Below are 18,943 nucleotides of genomic sequence, written 5' to 3' on the forward strand. Positions count from 1 at the left end.
ATTCATGAACTTAGCGAAACGTGTACAGACTTTAACGCCATCCACTACCTTGGCCATAACGGCAAAAGCCAATGAACTGAAAGCCCAAGGCGTCGACATCATCGGCCTCGGCGCAGGCGAGCCGGATTACAATACACCGGAAAACATCCTCGAAGCCGCTTACCAGTCGATGAAAGAAGGCAAGACCAAATATACGCCGGCGGGCGGGCTGCCTGCATTGAAGGAAGCGATCATCAATAAACTTGAGCGCGACCAGCACCTCAGCTACAAGCCGAATGAAATCATGGTCGGCATCGGTGCCAAGCATGTCCTCTATACCTTGTTCCAGGTGCTGTTGAATGAAGGGGATGAAGTGATCATCCCGATTCCCTACTGGGTCAGCTATCCCGAACAAGTTAAATTGGCGCAAGGGGTTCCTGTATACATAGAAGCGACAGCCAGCCAGCAGTATAAGATTTCGGCCGTGCAGCTGAAAGAAGCGATCACGGACCGGACAAAGGCAGTTATCATCAACTCGCCGAGCAATCCGACAGGCATGATTTATTCGAAGCAGGAATTGGAAGAATTGGCGGAAGTATGCCGCGAAGCCGGAATACTGATCGTTTCGGATGAAATCTATGAGAAATTGATTTACGGCGACGTCACCCATACCTCGATCGCCGAATTGTCGGAAGATGCCAAAAACCGGACCATCATTATCAATGGCGTTTCAAAATCGCATTCCATGACCGGCTGGCGAATCGGCTATGCGGCAGGCGATGCCGGCTTGATCAAGGCCATGACCGACCTAGCGAGCCATTCCACTTCGAATCCGACGACGACTTCACAATATGCGGCAATCGAAGCTTATAACGGGACGCAGGAGACGGTCGAAGAAATGCGCCAGGCATTCGAAAGCCGCTTGGAAGCGATTTTCCCGAAAGTCGAAGCCATTCCCGGCTTCTCGGTCATCCGCCCGCAAGGCGCTTTCTATTTGCTGCCGGATGTGTCCGAAGCTGCTCGCAAAACCGGGTTCGATTCGGTGGACGATTTTGCCACTGCACTTTTGACCGAAGCGAATGTCGCGGTCATTCCGGGTTCCGGATTCGGGGCGGCTTCAACGATTCGCTTGTCATATGCGACTTCTTTGGATGCATTGACGGAAGCTGTGGAGCGGATTCATAAATTCGTAACATCTAAATGGCAAGACTGAGTGTATTATAATTTCTGGAGGCTATGATGAAAAAAATTACTATTGCTGAAATGGCAGATTACAACGGACAAACAATCAAACTCGGCGCTTGGATTTCGAACAAGCGCTCAAGCGGGAAAATCGCTTTTCTTCAGCTCCGCGACGGTTCAGGCTTTGTGCAGGGTGTTGTCGTAAAAGCGGAAGTGGGCGATGATCTTTTCGCTACGGCGAAAGCTTTGACGCAGGAAACGTCTGTTTATGTTACAGGCGAAGTGAAAGAAGATACCCGTTCTTCATTCGGCTACGAACTGGCTGTAACAGGCATTGAAGTGATCAACGAAGCAAAAGATTTCCCGATCACGCCGAAAGAACACGGCACTGAGTTCCTGATGGACAACCGCCACCTATGGCTTCGTTCACGGAAACAGCATGCCATCATGAAAATCCGCAACGAAATCATCCGTGCGACCTATGAATTTTTCAATGACAACGGATTTGTCAAAGTGGATCCGCCGATTCTGACAGGATCATCACCGGAAGGGACATCGGAACTTTTTGCGACAAAGTACTTTGACGAAGATGCATACTTATCGCAATCCGGCCAATTGTACATGGAAGCTGCCGCAATGGCGCTTGGCAAAGTTTTCTCATTCGGACCTACGTTCCGTGCGGAAAAATCGAAGACACGCCGCCACTTGATCGAGTTCTGGATGATCGAACCGGAAATGGCGTTCGTCGAACATGCAGAAAGCCTGGAAGTCCAGGAACAATTCGTTTCCCATATCGTCCAGTCCGTCCTGAAAAACTGCAAGTTGGAACTTGAGCGCCTGGAGCGAGATACATCGAAACTTGAAAAAATTAAAGCGCCTTTCCCTCGCATTTCCTATGACGAAGCCATCCAATGGCTGAACGACAACGGTTTTGACGATATCAAATGGGGAGAAGATTTTGGTGCACCCCATGAGACGGCAATTGCCGAAAACTACGATATGCCGGTATTCATCACGAATTACCCGATCGGCATCAAACCGTTCTACATGCAGCCGCATCCGGAACGCGACGATGTTGTGCTTTGCGCCGACTTGATCGCACCGGAAGGCTACGGGGAAATCATCGGCGGTTCTGAACGGATCTACGATTACGAACTGATGAAGCAGCGCATTGCTGAGCATGGTTTAGATGAAAAAGCCTATGCTTGGTACTTGGACCTCAGCAAATATGGAGCAGTGCCGCATTCAGGCTTTGGATTGGGCCTTGAACGCACTGTGGCATGGATCAGCGGAGCGGAACACGTCCGCGAGTCTATACCGTTCCCTCGCTTGTTGAACCGCCTCTACCCGTAACAGTGTACAGCCGCCGCAGAGCGGCAATAAAATAAAGAAGAAAGGTGGTTGGGATATGAAACAGCCGAATCGATTGCACACATGGATCGAGCAGGGAAATGTTAGCATTTCCCAGCTCTTTTTTCGATTCTATAAAGAGTTGAAAATAACTGATGAAGAAGCGATGCTCCTCATGCACATCCAGTCGTTCCAGCAGGCCGGGAATACATTCCCGACGCCCGACGAGATCGGCTCCCGCATGGCAACATCCCAGACGTCCGTAACCACAATGCTGCAAAAATTGATGCAGCAAGGCTATCTGGCCATCGAACAGGAAACGGAAGGAGAAGTGCTGAACGAAAAGATTTCCCTTCAGCCGCTTTGGGACCGCTTGTTGGATTGTGTCTACAAAGAGCAGCATGCAGAAAAAGAACATTCTCAAAAAGCGATGGAAGGGGAAATCTTCCAGTTGTTTGAACAGGAATTCGGCCGCTTCCTATCGCCGATGGAAATTGAGACAATTTCCATGTGGATGGACCAGGACGGCCATACGCCGTCCATCATCCGCATGGCATTGAAAGAAGCCGTCATTTCACAAAAAATCAGCTTGCGCTATGTCGACCGCATCCTGTTCGAGTGGAAGAAAAAGAACATCAAGACGACAAATGAAGTTTCGCGGCATGCAACCTCGTTCCGTGAAAAGAATGTCCAGCTGCAGCCGGCTGCAGCCACGACCAAAAAAGTGCAATTTTATAATTGGCTGGAGGACAGGAATTAGGAGGGAATCGCCATGATGACGAAAAAAGAGTGGCAGCTGTGCCTGGAAGAAATGAATGAGATGTTTCCGGACGCACACTGCGAACTCATCCACCGGAATCCATTTGACCTTCTGATTGCGACTTTGCTATCTGCGCAGTGCACAGACAAACTGGTCAATAAAGTCACGGCCTCGTTGTTCCAGAAATATGCGACTCCCGAAGACTATGTGTCCGTCCCTTTGGAAGAATTGCAGGAAGATATCCGGTCGATCGGCTTGTTCCGCAATAAAGCGAAAAATATCCAGGCGCTCAGCTGGATATTGATCAATGATTATAATAGTACGGTACCTGCCGACCGCGACTTGTTAATGACGCTGCCTGGTGTGGGAAGGAAAACGGCCAATGTCGTCGTTTCCGTCGCATTCGGCATTCCAGCCTTGGCGGTTGACACCCACGTAGAGCGGGTAGCGAAGCGGCTGGGGCTGAACCGGTGGAAAGACTCGCCGCTTCAAGTGGAAGAGACGATCATGAAAAAGACGCCTGCTGAAGACTGGTCAAAGACCCATCATCAGATCATTTTCTTCGGCCGCTACCACTGCAAAGCCCAGAACCCGGGCTGCCACATCTGCCCATTGTTCGATCGCTGCAGGGAAGGGAAGAAGCGCGACAAAAAAGGATTGGTCAAGCATGATATCGTCACAGAAGTTAACTGATGAATTGATCGAGCCGTATTTTACCGCATGGTCGATTCTGCAAGGGCGCATACGAGATTCCCATCATTCTCGAGATGGCCGGTCTGAAGCTCCGATGCGCGAAGGCATCTGGCTTTTCCAGCAGCTATTAGGACACTGCGAAGGGTTGGCGGCTCCGTTGAACGTAGGCGAACGGCTTGCCTGGATCGAGCAGCAGCCTTCGAAATTCGCTGCATTCCGGCAGCTGGATGAATTGTTCACGGAAATGAAAAAAGCGATCTCTTCAAAGCGGATCCAGTCCAAACGCTCCGGCGAATAAAGGGGCTGTCCAAAAAGGCTGCTGTCCATTGCGGCGGACGCTTTCCGCGGGCTCGCGCCGAACTAACTCGGACTGGCGTCCGAGTGGATTTCGGCACTTCGCTGTCCCGCTGGAAAAACCGATGCTCCTGCATCGCTTCGCTGCTTCGTCGCAAACAAGTTGGCCGAACTGCCGTCGGCCAACTTGCTCGCCGCTTCCATTCCCAACATCCGTTATAGAATAAGGAAAAGGCCAGAGGAGAAAAGCATTGCTTTTTTCTCCTCTGACTTTTTCGTTTTGGGCTTTTTAGACAGCCCCTTATTATCTCAGAAGAAAAAAGAACCCCGCACCTGCTATTGCAGGTGCGGGGTTCTTTCGTTTTATTGGTTATCGTCTTCAGCAGAAGGGGCATCTTCAGGCGGAGTTTCTTCCGTTGCCGGAGTGGAGCTGGAATTGGCTTGCCCATCTTCACCGCCGCCTTCGTTTCCGCCATTTCCTTCGCCTTCTCCATTGCCGTTCGTGTCACCATTGCTGTTCGTATTTCCTTCACCTTCACCATTGCCATTGCCTTCATCGTTGCCATTGCCTTCGCCGTTGCCGTTTCCTTCTTCAGGATTTTCTTCCGGCTCTTGCGGCTTTTCAGCCGGTTCTTCCGGTTCTTCGGCAGGCTCTTCTTCAGGCTCTTCCGGTTCCTCGGCAGGAGGTTCTTCAGGTGTTTCCGGTTCCTCAGCCGGTTCTTCTTCCGGTGCAGCGGCCACTTCCACCGATACTGAAGCAGGATCGCTGCGCTGGGTGTCCGTTACCGCTACGACACTGAATGTATAGGTCGTGCCTTCTTCAAGGCCGCTGAACGTATAGCCCTGTTCGCCGGTGGTCGTCAGTACGGTGCTTGCGCCGCCGGTCCGGACAGACACTTCGAATGCGGCATCGTCATCGCTGTGATTCCACGACAGATTCACATCGCTGCCGTCGACCTGCGCCCGCAAGCGGGAAGGTGCATCGAGATCTTCCTGGATATAGCGTTCGGATACTTGGTTCGGTTCAGAGCCTCGTACGAACAATTCCGTGCTTCTTAGGCGATACGGTGTAAACGCACTTGCCAATTGAAGCGGGCTGGTTCCTTCTTCGACTTCCAGTTCAACGACGGAATCCGGTTTTTGGAACCGTTCGGTATCTTCGCTGGATATTTCGGTCATGACGTTATTGAACAGGCGCTGAGCCAGCAAACGCTCGTCAGAAGCGGTATCGATTCCCACTTGGCGGGTTGGATAGCCGCTCCAGACCGAAATCGAGTATTGCGTCGAATAGCCTGCAAACCAGACATCCGGTGCAGAAGAAGAATCCAGGTTGTAGTCATTGAGTTCTTGTTCCGTATAGTTGGACGTTCCGGTCTTGCCGGCAAAATCGAGCCAGTTGATTGCAGCTTCCTTGCCGGTAGCTCCTGGGATGTCTGTATCGACGACATCGCGGAGCATATCCGTGACCATGTAAGCTGTGCTGTCTTTCATCGCCGGAACCGATTCAGGCTTTACAACCTGTTCTGTCGTCCCGTCGCGGAAGACAATCTTCGTAATTGTGTGCGGTTCTGTATAGACGCCGCCGTTTCCGAATGCCGCAAAAGCACCGGCCATATCAACCGTGGAAATGTTTTTCTCCGGCGATCCAAGCGCTGCGGATTCATAGATTCCGCCGAAATCCAATCCGATGTTGCGGGTGAATTCAGCAGCATTTTCATTGCCGACTTCTTCCAGTACTTTAACAGCCGGAATGTTGCGCGAACGGTACAGCGCTTCGCGGAGCGTCATCGCACCCATGAATTCGCCGTCCACGTTGCGGATCTGCTGTCCGCTCTTGTAGGAGTACGGTTCATCGACAACGGTTTCGCCTGTCGACCACTCGAGGTATTCGATTGCCGGTCCATAGACCACAAGCGGTTTTATTGTTGAACCGATGACACGGTCCCTCGCTGTAGCGCGATTGATGCGGACATCGCCGCTATAATCGCGTCCGGCTCCGACAGCACTGATGCCGCCGGTTTTCGTATCGACGACCGTCATCGCAGACTCAACTTCCTCATCGAAGAACAAATCGGATTCCATTGCGGCATTGACAGCTTTCTGGACAGAAGGCCGAAGCGTCGTGTAGATCGTCAAACCTTCGTCCATTGCGTAGTCGCCGTCAAGCGACTCCAGTTCTTTTTCCATCATTTCCATGAAGGCGGTATACTCGCCTGTTACCGTGTTCGTTTTGCGCTTGTCCTCAGGTACCAGCGAATCGGTTACAGATGCTGCCTGGGCTTGTTCTTTCTGCTCTGTCGTGATTTTGCCGTGCTGCTCCATCAATTTCAGGACGACATTGCGGCGTGTTTCCGCACGGTCGGGATTATTGAACGGATTGTAGCCGTTCGGGCTTTGCGGCATGCCGGCGAGGAGCGCCGCTTCATGCAATTCCAATTCGCTTGCCGGTTTGCCGTAGAAATGTTCAGAAGCGGTCCCGAATCCATACGTATTGCCGGACATCAGGATTTTATTGAAATACATTTCAAAGATTTCTTCTTTTTCATATTTCTGTTCAAGCTTGTAAGCGAGATACGCTTCCTGGGCCTTCCGTTTCAATGTCTTGTCGTGGGACAAGAAGGAATTCTTGATGACCTGCTGGGTGATGGTGCTGGCGCCCTGCGACCCGAAACCGTCCGTGATGTTCGCCAGGACAGCGCCGCCAAGGCGGATTACATCAATTCCGGAATGCTCGTAAAAGCGATTGTCTTCCGTTGCCAAAATGGCATCTTCCATCACTTTCGGGATATCTTCATATTCAATGTATTCCCGATTTTCAGCGGTCATGTAAGGGATTTCTGTTTTCCCGTCAGCTGCCAGAATGGTCGGGCTGATCGGATCGCGCAAAAGGTCTTCGTCGATTTCCGGCGCGCTGCTCGCATAAAATGCGAACAAGCCGATTCCGAATACGAGGCCAATTACACCTATTAAGAGCAGGGCCAGGATAATGCGCTTGAATAATCCGCCTCGTTTAGGTTTCTTGGTTTTCTTGTTGCTGTTTTTTCGTTGTTGTTCGATTGCTTTTCTGCGCTGTTCGCGCGAAAGGGGTTTTTCACTCACAATCGGTTCCTCGCTTTCATGTATGCTTCATTTGCAATTGCTGCAGGGCAGGCAGGAAGTCGAGGCGCGGGAAAGCGCCGGGGACAACTTCAATTGCGGTCTCTTCGATTTCCTGAAGCGGGATCGATTTTCTTCCGCCTGCAACCATGCGGTCCCAAAAAACTTCCAGCTCTTCAAAGTGCATGATAAAATAACGCTGCAAAGAAGAAAAACGGATGATCATAAATGCCATCCCTTGCTGTTTGACAACTTGGGACATGTGGTGGATTTGATGGTCGTGGATGTTCTTCAGTGGAAAAGAAGTTTTATTTTCCGTTTCTTTTGCTTCAAAGTCGATGTATCGGCCGTTCCAGACACCGTTGTAATCCGTTGTCGACGGGGTGCGGAAGTAAGCTTCCCTGATGACAGCGGCGCTCCTGGAAGGGTATTCGACTTTGACGATCTGAACCGGAACCGGTTTTTTATGGATTACTGCAAGGCCCATTTGCAGGTAATACTCATTGGTTTCGTTCAATTCATCCTCTAACGTTTTACCCCTATTGCTGAAAGAAAAATCCTTTTTCTTATTCTTTTTCGGAAGTTCTTTTTGCGGGATAAATTTTTTGCCGTTCGGATAATTTATTGCCATTGTGATACACCTCGCTCATTTTATCATATCACACCGACTAAGACGACTTCGGGGTGTAAAAGTTCCAAAAGGGCTAGCATAATAATAGCCGATTCGGAAAGGGATTCCAAATGAAAAGAATGTCTGTTCGATTATATAGGCGCCATATGATAAACTATTGGCAATGGAGGGACGCGATATGACTGTAAGAAGACTCTCGGCGGAATTGTTCGAGGAATGCGGCAATTGCCTGGACCGTTTCTATGAAATGCGCGAAAAAGATGCGGTCCCTGACTTTTATGCCGATGTTAAGCCTTATGCCGACCTATGGCATGCGAAAATAGAGCAATGGCAGCAGGAATCGCTGCTTTATATACAAACGGAACGGCCGAAATACGTACACAAACCAACCATCGACACAGCAGCAGAAGGCATGGCGCAAGTCTTTGTGCAGAGTTTTTACAAAGAGACGAGCAAAAAGCGATTTGTCCAGACGATCCAGGCAGCGCAGTATACGCTGCAGACGTTCATGCTGGCGATTGACGAAAAGGGCGAGGACATATGATCAGACGAAAAAAACTTCCGGAGCTTCTGGAGGAATGGAAAACCGAGCCGGACATGATGGAACGCATTGTCCACTGGCACACAAAACCGGAAAAGCCGGCTGCTTATGCCGATTTTCCGCCTGAGATGCACGACAGCCTAAAAGAGGCGCTGCGGAAAAAAGGGATTGAAAAGGTTTATACCCACCAGCGGGAAGCGTTCGATTTGGCGTTGGCGGGAACGTCTTTTACGGCGGTGACCCCGACAGCATCCGGCAAATCGTATTGCTATCATTTGCCGGTCCTCCACCGGATCTTGAACGATCCGAACGCACGCGCTTTGTATCTGTTTCCGACGAAAGCGCTGGCACAGGACCAGAAAAGCGACCTGCACGACCTGATCGAGAAAACCGAAAAGGAAATCCTGTCATATACCTATGATGGCGACACGTCACCGGCCATCCGCACCAAGGTGCGAAAAGCCGGCCAGATCGTCATGACCAACCCGGACATGCTGCATTCGGCGATTTTGCCGCACCACACGAAGTGGGTTTCCCTATTTGAAAACCTTCATTATATTGTCATTGACGAGCTTCATACGTATAAAGGTGTTTTCGGTACGCATGTGGCACATGTTATCCGCCGTTTGAAGCGCATCTGCGAATTCTACGGAAGCAGCCCGGTATTCATCTGCACATCGGCGACAATTGCAAACCCGAAAGAGCTGGCGGAGAACCTGACCAATGAAGAACATGCCTTGATCGACCGGAACGGGGCGCCTTCGGGCAAGAAGCACATCCTCTTCTACAACCCGCCGATCATCCATCCGACGTTCGGTGTCAGAAGGAGCGCCATCCTGGAAGTGCGGGATTTGGCAACCCACTTGGTCAAGCAGGGAATCCAGACCATCGTCTTTGCGAAAAGCCGGGTGCGCGTCGAAATGCTCGTGACGTATCTGCAGGCCATCACCAAGACGAAGCTGCAGGATGAATCGATCAAAGGATACCGCGGCGGCTACCTGCCGACGGAGCGGCGCGCCATCGAAAAAGGCTTGCGCGACGGCACCATCCAATGCGTGGTTTCGACCAATGCATTGGAACTCGGCGTCGATATCGGCCAGCTGCAGGCGTGCATCATGACCGGATATCCGGGCAATATCGCCAGCGCCTGGCAGCAGGCAGGACGCGCTGGGCGCAGGCAGGATGAGTCGCTTGTCATCTATGTGGCCCAATCCACTGCGCTGGACCAATACATCATCAACCATCCGGAATACTTGCTGGACCAGTCGCCGGAAGAAGCCCGCATCCACCCGGAGAACATCATCATCCTGATGGACCATTTGAAATGTGCATCGTTCGAATTGCCGTTTTCCACCGACGACCAGTACGGGGAGTTCGACGTCCAGGAATTGCTGGAATACCTGCAGGAGCAAGGGGTGCTTGTCCGGACATCGGAGCGCTGGCATTGGATGAGCGACCGTTTCCCTGCGCACGACATCTCTCTGCGTTCCGCTTCGCAGGAGAATGTGGTCATCATCGACCAGTCGGTCCCGGCAAATACGCGTGTCATTGGCGAGATGGACCGCTTCAGTGCGATGACGCTGCTGCACGAGGAAGCGATTTACCTGCACCAAGGTACGCAGTACCAAGTCGAGATTCTCGATTGGGAAGAAAAGAAAGCGTATGTCACGGAAGTCGATGTCGATTATTTCACGGATGCCAATCTGGCGGTGGAGCTGAAAGTCATGAGCGAAGACAAGACGCGGAAATTCAACGGAGCGGACGTCCAATACGGCGATATTGCGGTATTGGCGATGCCGACCATTTTCAAGAAAATCCGCTTCGACAGCCATGACAATATCGGCTCGGGCCCCATTTCACTGCCGGCCGAGGAACTGCATACTTCGTCCACTTGGCTGAGCTTTACGAAACCTGAAGAATTCTCTGCTTCCGAATTGTCCGATACGATGACCGGTGCCGCCTATGCCATCGAATCGTTCATTCCGATTTTCGTGCAATGCGACCGCCGCGACGTCCATGTGGTGCCGCAGGTGAAATCTCCGCACAACGATTTGCCGTCGTTTTTCATCCATGATTCCTATCCGGGCGGCATCGGCATCAGCGAGCGCATCTACGATCTTTGGCAGCCGCTGCTCGATAAAGCCCAGCAGCATGTCGAGGAATGCCCGTGCCTGGATGGCTGTCCGTCGTGCATCGGTGCTCAGGATGCAGCCGTCAGCATGAAACACAATGTAATCGATCTGCTCAGCGAGCTCCGCAAAGAGAGGTGAACGGGCGATGTCATTTGAAAACAAACTGCTTCAGATGAAAGGGATGCTGAAAAAGCAGCCGGCAAAAAAACGGCCGCCGGAAGCGATCCAACGGCCGCAGCATGCCGATGCATGGCGTGCAATCGGCCTCGAGCTGAAAGAGAACCGTTTCGGTTTCGTCTTTGAAAAGAAAATCACCTATCCGCTTGATACGCGCCACGGGAAAGTGCGCCTTTCCGAGTTGGACCGGGTGCTGGAGGCGTGGGAACAAACGCCGTTCGAGCATCCGTTCAAACTGAAAAAAGAAGACCCGATCCTTTTTTTCGATACGGAAACGACAGGGCTCAGCGGCACAGGGGCTTATATTTTCCTGGTCGGCCTGCTCGTCCGGAAAGAGGATTCCTTCGAGATGACCCAGTACATCATGCCGGACCCTTCCCACGAAGCCGCCTTTCTTTATGAGACCGGCTTATGGAAAGAAGAGCAGCCGATCGTTTTTTCCTACAATGGCAAAAGTTTTGACTGGCCGCAGCTGACTTCCCGGTGGACGATGCACCGGAACATCCTTCCGAAACTGCCTGAACCCCGCCAAGTCGACCTGTTCCACGGCACAAAGCGCATCTGGAAAAATGAACTCGAACGCATGAAGCTCAGCACGATCGAAGAGGAGAAGCTCGGCTTCGAGCGTGTCGGAGATGTGCCCGGCTTCCTGATTCCGCCGATCTACCTGGATGCGGTGAAGAGCGGCTATTCCGACGGCCTTTCAAAAGTGCTGTACCATAACGAACTGGACATCCTGTCGCTGGTGTCGCTATACGTATTGTCTTCGGATCTCTTGATGCAGGATCTCCTGTCTGAGACGAGCGGCGCCTATACGAATATCGGCAAATGGTACGCGGACCTGAAACAATTCGACCAAAGCGCCGCTTACCTTGAGCACGTCACTCAGGAGCGGGGAAGTGCCGGGGCCATGGCGCGCTACTTGCTGGCCATCCAGAAAAAAAGGGGCGGCCTCCACCTGGAAGCCGTACAGCTCTTCAAAGAAGCTGCTCCCCATCTGCGCGGCGCAGTGGAGGTAGAGGCTTGGATCCACGCGTCCAAGCTCTATGAACACCAGCTGAAAGACCTCAGCCAAGCGCTGGTCATGGCCGGTTTCGCGAGAGAAGCAAGCGAACACACCAAAGTGCGCCAGTCCACCATCCGTGATATCCAGAAACGCCTGGTGCGCCTGGAAGATAAAATCCGAAAAAATCGCCCGGAAGTTGAGAAGAACTAGACACGGAAAACTTGCCTTATGCTATACTTAGCGTAAAGCAAGTTTTTATTTTGCATTAACGTCGGTCGACAAGGGACGTTACGGAAGGACGATGAAAATGGACAATAAATTTACAGCGAAAGACATTTTGGAAAAAGACTTTAAAACTGGAATGCGCGGCTATAACCAAGACGAAGTGGACCATTTTTTAGACGAAATCATCCAGGACTATGAAATTTTCAATAAAAAGATCGAACAATTGCAGAATGAGAACAAACGGCTTCGTGCGGAACTGGAAGACATGCCGAAAAAACAGGCAGCCCCGGCACCGGGAACCACCAATTTCGATATCCTGCGCCGCTTGTCGCATCTGGAAAACCACGTTTTCGGCAGCAAGCTGAACAATAATTAATGAGATTTGAATTTCCTGCGCGAATGGCGTATACTTGTTAAGCCATCTGAAATTCTGGCAATCGCTCCAGGTTTTGGCCTGGAGAGGAAAGTCCATGCTCACACGGACCTGCGATGGCCGTAGTGATCGCGCTTAGCGAAACAATAAGCTAAGGCAGCTGCTTTGCAGTTGACGGCGGGTAGAACGCCTAAGTCTTTGGATATGGCCGAAATACCCTGAAGGTGCCACAGTGACGGAGCTGTATAGGAAACTATGCAGGTGGAACGAGGTAAACCCCGCGAGTGAGAAACCCAAATTATGGTAGGGGCACTTTTCCAAAGGAATTGAACCGAGGAAGAGGCAGGCGCAAGCCTAGCAGATAGATGATTGCCGTCCACTAGTACGAGGTGCAAGCCGATTGAGTACGTGGAAACAAAACATGGCTTATAGAATTTCGTTTGGCTTTAACATGCTTTTTCAAGGCTCTCCTTCCGGGGAGCTTTTCTACTTATAAGAGGACGGGCTTAGAAGCCTTCTATATAATAAATTGAACTAAATTATTGTAGCTTGACGAAGTCGCTCCAGCGCTTTTTCATGTCTCAAAGCTAGCGAAGCGATGCAGAGGCAGGCGAAAGTTTCACGCTCTTTCATCTAAGATGTATCTCAGATATGGAGCAAACCAGCTGCGAAAACCGTACTGCTCCTGCAGTGCTGCGCACTTCGTCGCAAAGCCATTGTCCGAACTACATTCGGCCAATGGCTTGCCTGCGGAAAAGCGAGACAGCCGAGACCCCGCAAGGAGCAGAGCGACTGAGGAGGCTTGGACGCGAGCCCGCGGCAAGCGCAGCTGGTTTGCGGAATATCGATAAGTAGAATCATAAGTTCAACTTATATAGTATAGAACACCATGCAAGAGGAAAAGGAGTCAATATGGCTAAATTTAAATTACTCGCAACCGCGGCAATGGGCCTGGAGTCGATCGTGGCGGATGAACTGAAGCAAATGGGCTATGAAACCCAGACAGAGAACGGAAAGGTGTTTTTTGAAGGCGATGAGCGCGATATCGCCAAAACGAACCTTTGGCTGCGCACGGCAGACCGCGTGAAAATCATCGCAGGCGAATTCAGCGCCTATACGTTCGACGAATTGTTTGAAGGGACCAAGGCGATTGAATGGGAGAAGTTCCTTCCGGTCGATGCCAGCTTCCCGGTTCAAGGAAAGTCGGTCAAATCCAAATTATACAGTGTGCCCGATTGCCAGGCTTTGGTCAAAAAAGCGATCGTCGAGCGCTTGAAAAAAGCATACCACCGCAATTCCTTCCTTGATGAGTCGGGAGCCCGCTTTAAAATCGAAGTGTCGATCCTGAAGGACAAAGTCCAATTGTCGATTGACACAAGCGGCGCAGGCCTGCACAAACGCGGCTACCGCCTCGACCAAGGGGAAGCGCCATTGAAAGAAACACTTGCTGCGGCCCTCGTGAAGCTGTCCCGCTGGACGCCCGACCGGCCGTTTGTCGACCCGTTCTGCGGATCCGGCACTATTGTCATCGAAGCGGCCATGATCGGCCAAAATATCGCCCCCGGCTATAACCGCGATTTCGACAGTGAAAATTGGCCGTGGATGAAACAGGGAATCTGGGATGAAGTCCGCGAGGAAGCGGAAGAGCTGGCGGATTATGACCAGCCGCTGAACATCCTGGGGACGGATATCGACCACAAGATGGTCAAGTTGGCGGAAGAAAATGCACGCGAAGCCGGCTTTGCGGATATCATCAAATTCCAGCAGCGCCAAGTGAAGGATTTTGTCGCAACCGGGGAAAACGGCGTTGTCGTCGGAAACCCGCCTTATGGCGAACGGATCGGTGAAATCGAAGTGATCGAAGAGATGATCCAGGACATGGGACGCATATTTGCACAACATCCGACGTGGTCGGTGTATATGCTGTCATCCATGGCCCGTTTTGAAACACTTTACGGACAGCCGGCTACAAAAAAGCGGAAGCTCTTCAACGGCTTTATCCGCACAGACCTATTCCAATTCTGGGGAGAACGCCCAAAAAATAAATGACGCGGGAACGGAAGGGCCAGAGCCCTTCCGTTTCTCTGTGAGGAGAATGTTATGAGACAGCCACTACCTTTTCCGTTATCCAAGGAAAAAACCTTTTTCGAATCGCTGAACGACTGGATCGGGGATGTATTCTACGATGAATTGCCGGAAAAAGGCTTCGATCTGCGCGATGAACAGATTTTCATGGCGTTCCAGATCGAACAGGCGTTGAAAGACAAATCGGTGCTGTTTGCAGAAGCGGGCGTGGGCACCGGGAAAACCTTGGCATATCTGCTGCCGGCTATCGCGTATGCGCGGTACACCGGCAAACCGGCATTGATTTCGTGTGCCGATGAAACGCTTATCGAACAATTGGTGAAAAAGGGCGGGGACATCGACCGTCTCAACAGCCTGTTTGATTTAAAGCTGGACGTGCGATTGGCAAAATCCCGCGACCAGTACCTGTGCCTGCAGCGCCTCGAGGGCGCACAGAAGCGGAGCGATGCGGATTTCCTGGATGACATCGAGTTCAGTCTGCCGGAATTCGTCAACAAGACGTACTCGATGCAGAATACCTATCCATACGGCGAACGTTCGAGTTTTCCAGATGTGACGGATGAAGAATGGCAACAGGTCAATTACCACCCGATCCAAAACTGCACGGCGTGCGAACTGCGCAATAAATGCGGCCAGACGATCCACCGCAACCATTACCGCCAGGCGACCGACCTGGTCATCTGCTCGCATGATTTCCTGATGGAACATATCTGGACAAAAGAGACCCGGATCCGCGAAGGCCAGACGCCGCTTTTGCCGGAAGTGTCACAAATCGTCCTCGATGAAGGACATTTGCTGGAATTTGCTGCACAGCGTGCATTGACATACGAAGTGCAGGAAATGACGCTTTTGAATGTAACCGACCGCGTCATGGTCGACGGGGTGCGGGAGAAGACCTTGTCGTTGATCGAGGAAATCATTGATCTGCACAATGAATTTTTCCGGGAATTGAAGAAGAACACCATCGCTTCCGATGAAGACCGCAAAGGCATCCACAAGCCGGCTGGATTGTTGGCGCTCGGCCGCGAGCTGATCCGGAAAATAGATGCATTGATGGAAGAATTCGTTTTTGAAGGCGAGTTGTACACCATTCCGGAATACGACCTGAAACTTGCGGAAGAATACTTCGAAGTGTATACGTTCGCCATGAATTTATTCGTTGAAGAAGGCGATGCCATCAACTGGCTGGAAGTGAAGGACGAAATCGAAACATTGGTCATCATGCCGCGCCTGGTCACGGATATTCTGGAAGAAAACTTCTTCGACGGCAAGATGCCGATCATTTTCTCTTCTGCCACGCTGTCGATCCAAAAGGATTTCACCTATATCGCAGATAGCTTAGGGATCGACGATTTCCAGTCGTTTTCTGTTCCATCGCCATTCGATTACGAAGATACGATGAAAATCTTCAAGCATCCACTTGAGCAAAAGGATAAATTCAGCCGCGTCTACGATTTGTTCTCGACCGGCGACCAGACCCTGGTGCTGTTCAAATCCAAAATGGATATGGACAATTTCAAGCGCTCCCTGCCGCTTGATCACCATTACGCGATCGAGTTTGAAGGGGACCGCGAATTATCGACCGTGGTGAAGGATTTCCAGGAAGGGAAGTTCCAAATCTTGTGCTCCTACCATTTATGGGAAGGACTCGATCTGCCAGGAGAAGCTTTGACGAAAGTCATCATCGTCGATCTGCCATTTCCGCCGCAGGACCCTGTATTCGAAGCGAAGCGGCGTTTCAGCAACAACCCACTTGAGGAAATCGACTTGCCGTTTATGCAGCTGCGCATCCAGCAGGGCATCGGCCGCTTGATCCGTACCTCAAGCGATCATGGAGAAATCCATCTGCTGCTGAATGAAGAAGAATTGGCGGTACAGCATCTGTGGGATAAAATATTGCCTGTTCCCGCGGAAAATTTCTAATAGCCGCAAGGTTATATGCTACACTATTAGTCTAAATTGGATGTGGAGGGATATTTGTGGCGATTGAACAACTTTACAGCGCGCATGTCAATAAATTGCGTGCTTACCGGGAGGCGCTTTCTTTATTGTATTGGGATTTGCGCACCGGAGCACCAAAAAAAGGGGTGGATCTCCGGTCCGAGACAATCGGCACTTTGTCAGCAGAGGAATTTGCTTTGGCAACGTCCGACAGCTTCGGCGATATGCTGGCTGAACTGGAAGCGAAGAATGAAGCACTGGATCCTGTGCTGCGCCGCTCCGTGGAAGAGTCCAGAAAAGAATATGACTTGAGCAAGAAAATCCCTCCTGAGAAATTCAAGGAGTTCGTCGTGCTCCAGGCCAAAGCGGAATCCGTCTGGGAAGAGGCGAAAGAAGCCGCCGACTTTTCGCTGTTTCAGCCTTATCTGGAAAAGCTGGTCGCCATGACGAAGGAAATGATCGGCTATTGGGGCGAAAAGAACGGCAGCCCCTATAATACGCTGCTCGACCAATACGAGCCCGGAATGACGACAGAAGTGCTGGATGAAGTGTTCGGAGCTTTACGCAGCCGCATCGTGGAACTTGTCCGGAAGATTTCCGAATCAGCGGACAAGCCGGAAACCGCCTTTCTTTTCGGCCATTTTCCAAAAGAGGCACAGCGCGATTTCAGCTACCGGATCCTTGGGCAGCTCGGCTATGATTTTGAGGGAGGGCGCCTGGATGAAACCGTCCATCCGTTCATGACGAAAATCAACCGCCAGGATATCCGAGTGACGACGAAGTACGATGAACAAGATTTTCGTTCAGCCGTTTTCGGCACCATCCATGAAGCAGGCCATGCGCTGTATGAGCAGAATTTGGGGGCAGAACTTGCCGGCATGCCGGTCGAGACCGGCGCATCCATGGGCATCCATGAATCACAGTCGCTGTTTTTCGAAAACTTCATCGGCCGAAGCGACGCGTTCTGGAAGAGGAATTACCGCCTGCTTCAAGAAACGGCGCCGGACCTTTTCGCTGATGTGGCTCAAAAGGACTACCTGCGGGCGATCAATGAAGCAAAACCGTCGCTCATCCGCATTGAAGCAGATGAACTGACGTACGCGCTCCACATCATGGTGCGCTATGAGCTCGAGAAAGGGCTTTTTAACGGCGATCTGGAAGTCAAGGATCTGCCGCAGCTCTGGAATGACAAATACGAGGAATATCTGGGCATCCGGCCGGCCAACGATGCAGAAGGGGTCCTTCAGGATGTCCACTGGGCTGGCGGAAGCTTCGGATATTTCCCGTCCTACGCATTGGGCTATATCTATGCAGCCCAGTTCAAGAATGCCATGCTCCAGGATCTTCCGAATTTTGAAGATCTGCTGGAACAAGGGAATATCGGGCCGATCCGTGAATGGCTGACAGAACATGTCCATCGCCACGGAGCCATGAAAAAGCCTTTGGAGATCCTCCGGGATGCGACCGGCGAAGGGCTGAATGCTGAGCACCTGGCGAGCTATCTGGAGCAGAAATACACTAAGATCTATCAATTAAACTGAGTGGCGGAACGGAAAAGGGGAATCCTTTTCCGTTTTTTTTATTAACTCACGGTTCCGCTTTTTCTTTTTATAAAACAATTCCCCGAATATTGCTTATAATGATTAAAGGAGGGGATATAATGTTGAAATCAATGAGCCTTGAAGGAAAAACTGCTATCGTGACCGGTGCAGGTAAAGGGATCGGCCGGGCAATTGCGATTGCCATGGCTGAAGCCGGAGCCAATGTCATGCTGGTCGCCCGGACGGCAGCGGATCTCGAACAGGTGCAAGCAGAGATCGGCAATGGCCGAACGTCATTCGTGGCAGCCGATATCACAATGCGGGAAGAAATCCGAAACGCGGTCGATAAAACCGTCGAGACATTTGGCGGCCTCGACATACTGGTCAACAATGCCGGCATGAACATCCGGTCGAAGCTGGAAGAAGCAAGTGATGAAGAATGGCATAAAATCATGGATACCAACACGCACAGTGTATTCATGTTTTCCCAGGAAGCCGCCAAGCAGATGAATGCGGGAAGTTCGATCGTCAACATCAGTTCAGTCGGCGGCGAACGCGCGCTGAAAACAGGGGTCGTCTACGCGGCTTCCAAAGCGGCCATCATCCAGATGACGCGTGTCATGGCGATGGAATGGGGGCCAAAGAACATTCGCGTCAATGCCGTCGGCCCGTGGTATTTCAGTACGCCGCTCACTGAAAAGATCCTGGCGGACGAAGACTATCTTGCTTCGATACTGGCAGTCACGCCGATGAAGCGCGTCGGGGAACTGCCGGAAGTGTCGACGCCGGTTGTATTCCTGGCGTCCGATGCCGCAAGCTATATTACCGGGCAGACCTTGTTTGTCGACGGCGGTATGTCGATCCACGGTTTTTCCTGAGCGCAACGCGTCCTTTCCTTTCGGGGAAAGGATTTTTTTCGTTCCCCTGAAAAAAATGT

Annotated in this window: 15 protein-coding genes and 1 other RNA gene; 14 read left to right on the plus strand and 2 right to left on the minus strand. The window is 51.4% G+C overall.

The annotated features are described in order from the left end of the window. Positions 1-4: 4 nt before the first annotated feature. From ACFSDB_RS06905 to ACFSDB_RS06925, 5 genes are read left to right on the plus strand one after another with little or no spacing between them, the layout of a single operon-like run. Positions 5-1,192 carry a pyridoxal phosphate-dependent aminotransferase gene (locus ACFSDB_RS06905; RefSeq protein WP_204892313.1) on the plus strand — a complete coding sequence of 396 codons (1,188 nt, stop codon included), beginning with the start codon at positions 5-7 and terminating at the stop codon, positions 1,190-1,192. 26 nt (positions 1,193-1,218) lie between these two features. Continuing rightward, positions 1,219-2,514 (plus strand): asparagine--tRNA ligase, encoded by a 1,296-nt coding sequence (gene asnS / locus ACFSDB_RS06910; RefSeq protein WP_204892312.1) that lies wholly within the window; start codon positions 1,219-1,221, stop codon positions 2,512-2,514. A gap of 55 nt (positions 2,515-2,569) precedes the next feature. Further along, positions 2,570-3,271 (plus strand): DnaD domain protein, encoded by a 702-nt coding sequence (locus tag ACFSDB_RS06915; RefSeq protein ID WP_204892311.1) that lies wholly within the window; start codon positions 2,570-2,572, stop codon positions 3,269-3,271. A 12-nt stretch (positions 3,272-3,283) separates the two neighbouring features. Continuing rightward, the gene (gene nth, locus ACFSDB_RS06920) at positions 3,284-3,964 is read left to right on the plus strand and encodes an endonuclease III (RefSeq protein ID WP_204892310.1); all 681 of its coding nucleotides are present in this window, start codon (positions 3,284-3,286) and stop codon (positions 3,962-3,964) included. Then, positions 3,939-4,262, plus strand: a complete 324-nt coding sequence (locus ACFSDB_RS06925; RefSeq protein WP_204892309.1) for a YpoC family protein — start codon at positions 3,939-3,941, stop codon at positions 4,260-4,262. The genes nth and ACFSDB_RS06925 overlap by 26 nt, the downstream gene beginning before the upstream one ends. Before the next feature lie 359 nt (positions 4,263-4,621). Here the strand turns inward: ACFSDB_RS06925 and ACFSDB_RS06930 are convergent, their stop codons facing one another. Beyond that, entirely contained in the window at positions 4,622-7,357 is a 2,736-nt protein-coding gene (locus tag ACFSDB_RS06930; protein ID WP_204892308.1) for a PBP1A family penicillin-binding protein, read from the minus strand. A 16-nt stretch (positions 7,358-7,373) separates the two neighbouring features. Continuing rightward, a complete protein-coding gene (gene recU, locus ACFSDB_RS06935) occupies positions 7,374-7,985 on the minus strand; it encodes a Holliday junction resolvase RecU (protein WP_204892307.1) in 612 nt (203 codons plus the stop codon). A 178-nt stretch (positions 7,986-8,163) separates the two neighbouring features. Here recU and ACFSDB_RS06940 point away from each other — a divergent pair, with 178 nt between their 5' ends. The 9 genes from ACFSDB_RS06940 to ACFSDB_RS06980 all read left to right on the plus strand — a co-directional run bounded on the left by ACFSDB_RS06940 (position 8,164) and on the right by ACFSDB_RS06980 (position 18,884). Further along, on the plus strand, positions 8,164-8,529 hold the full coding sequence (locus ACFSDB_RS06940) for a YppE family protein (protein WP_204892306.1): 366 nt from the start codon (positions 8,164-8,166) through the stop codon (positions 8,527-8,529). Beyond that, positions 8,526-10,796, plus strand: coding sequence for a DEAD/DEAH box helicase (locus ACFSDB_RS06945; RefSeq protein ID WP_204892305.1), 2,271 nt, complete (start codon positions 8,526-8,528; stop codon positions 10,794-10,796). The genes ACFSDB_RS06940 and ACFSDB_RS06945 overlap by 4 nt, the downstream gene beginning before the upstream one ends. 7 nt (positions 10,797-10,803) lie before the next feature. Further along, entirely contained in the window at positions 10,804-12,051 is a 1,248-nt protein-coding gene (locus tag ACFSDB_RS06950; RefSeq protein ID WP_204892304.1) for a ribonuclease H-like domain-containing protein, read from the plus strand. A gap of 97 nt (positions 12,052-12,148) precedes the next feature. Continuing rightward, the gene (gene gpsB, locus ACFSDB_RS06955; RefSeq protein WP_204892303.1) at positions 12,149-12,442 is read left to right on the plus strand and encodes a cell division regulator GpsB; all 294 of its coding nucleotides are present in this window, start codon (positions 12,149-12,151) and stop codon (positions 12,440-12,442) included. Positions 12,443-12,491: 49 nt separating this feature from the next. After that, positions 12,492-12,873: RNase P RNA component class B (gene rnpB / locus ACFSDB_RS06960), an RNA gene on the plus strand. Between the two features lie 478 nt (positions 12,874-13,351). Next, positions 13,352-14,488: a THUMP domain-containing class I SAM-dependent RNA methyltransferase gene (locus ACFSDB_RS06965; protein ID WP_204892302.1), complete on the plus strand. Its 1,137-nt coding sequence runs from the start codon at positions 13,352-13,354 to the stop codon at positions 14,486-14,488. Between the two features lie 51 nt (positions 14,489-14,539). Then, the gene (locus tag ACFSDB_RS06970; RefSeq protein ID WP_204892301.1) at positions 14,540-16,447 is read left to right on the plus strand and encodes an ATP-dependent DNA helicase; all 1,908 of its coding nucleotides are present in this window, start codon (positions 14,540-14,542) and stop codon (positions 16,445-16,447) included. A gap of 56 nt (positions 16,448-16,503) precedes the next feature. After that, a complete protein-coding gene (locus ACFSDB_RS06975) occupies positions 16,504-18,006 on the plus strand; it encodes a carboxypeptidase M32 (RefSeq protein ID WP_204892300.1) in 1,503 nt (500 codons plus the stop codon). 119 nt (positions 18,007-18,125) lie between these two features. After that, positions 18,126-18,884 (plus strand): SDR family NAD(P)-dependent oxidoreductase, encoded by a 759-nt coding sequence (locus ACFSDB_RS06980; protein ID WP_204892299.1) that lies wholly within the window; start codon positions 18,126-18,128, stop codon positions 18,882-18,884. Positions 18,885-18,943 lie beyond the last annotated feature (59 nt).

It is taken from the genome of Planococcus chinensis (assembly GCF_042681545.1).
GTDB lineage: Bacteria > Bacillota > Bacilli > Bacillales_A > Planococcaceae > Planococcus > Planococcus chinensis.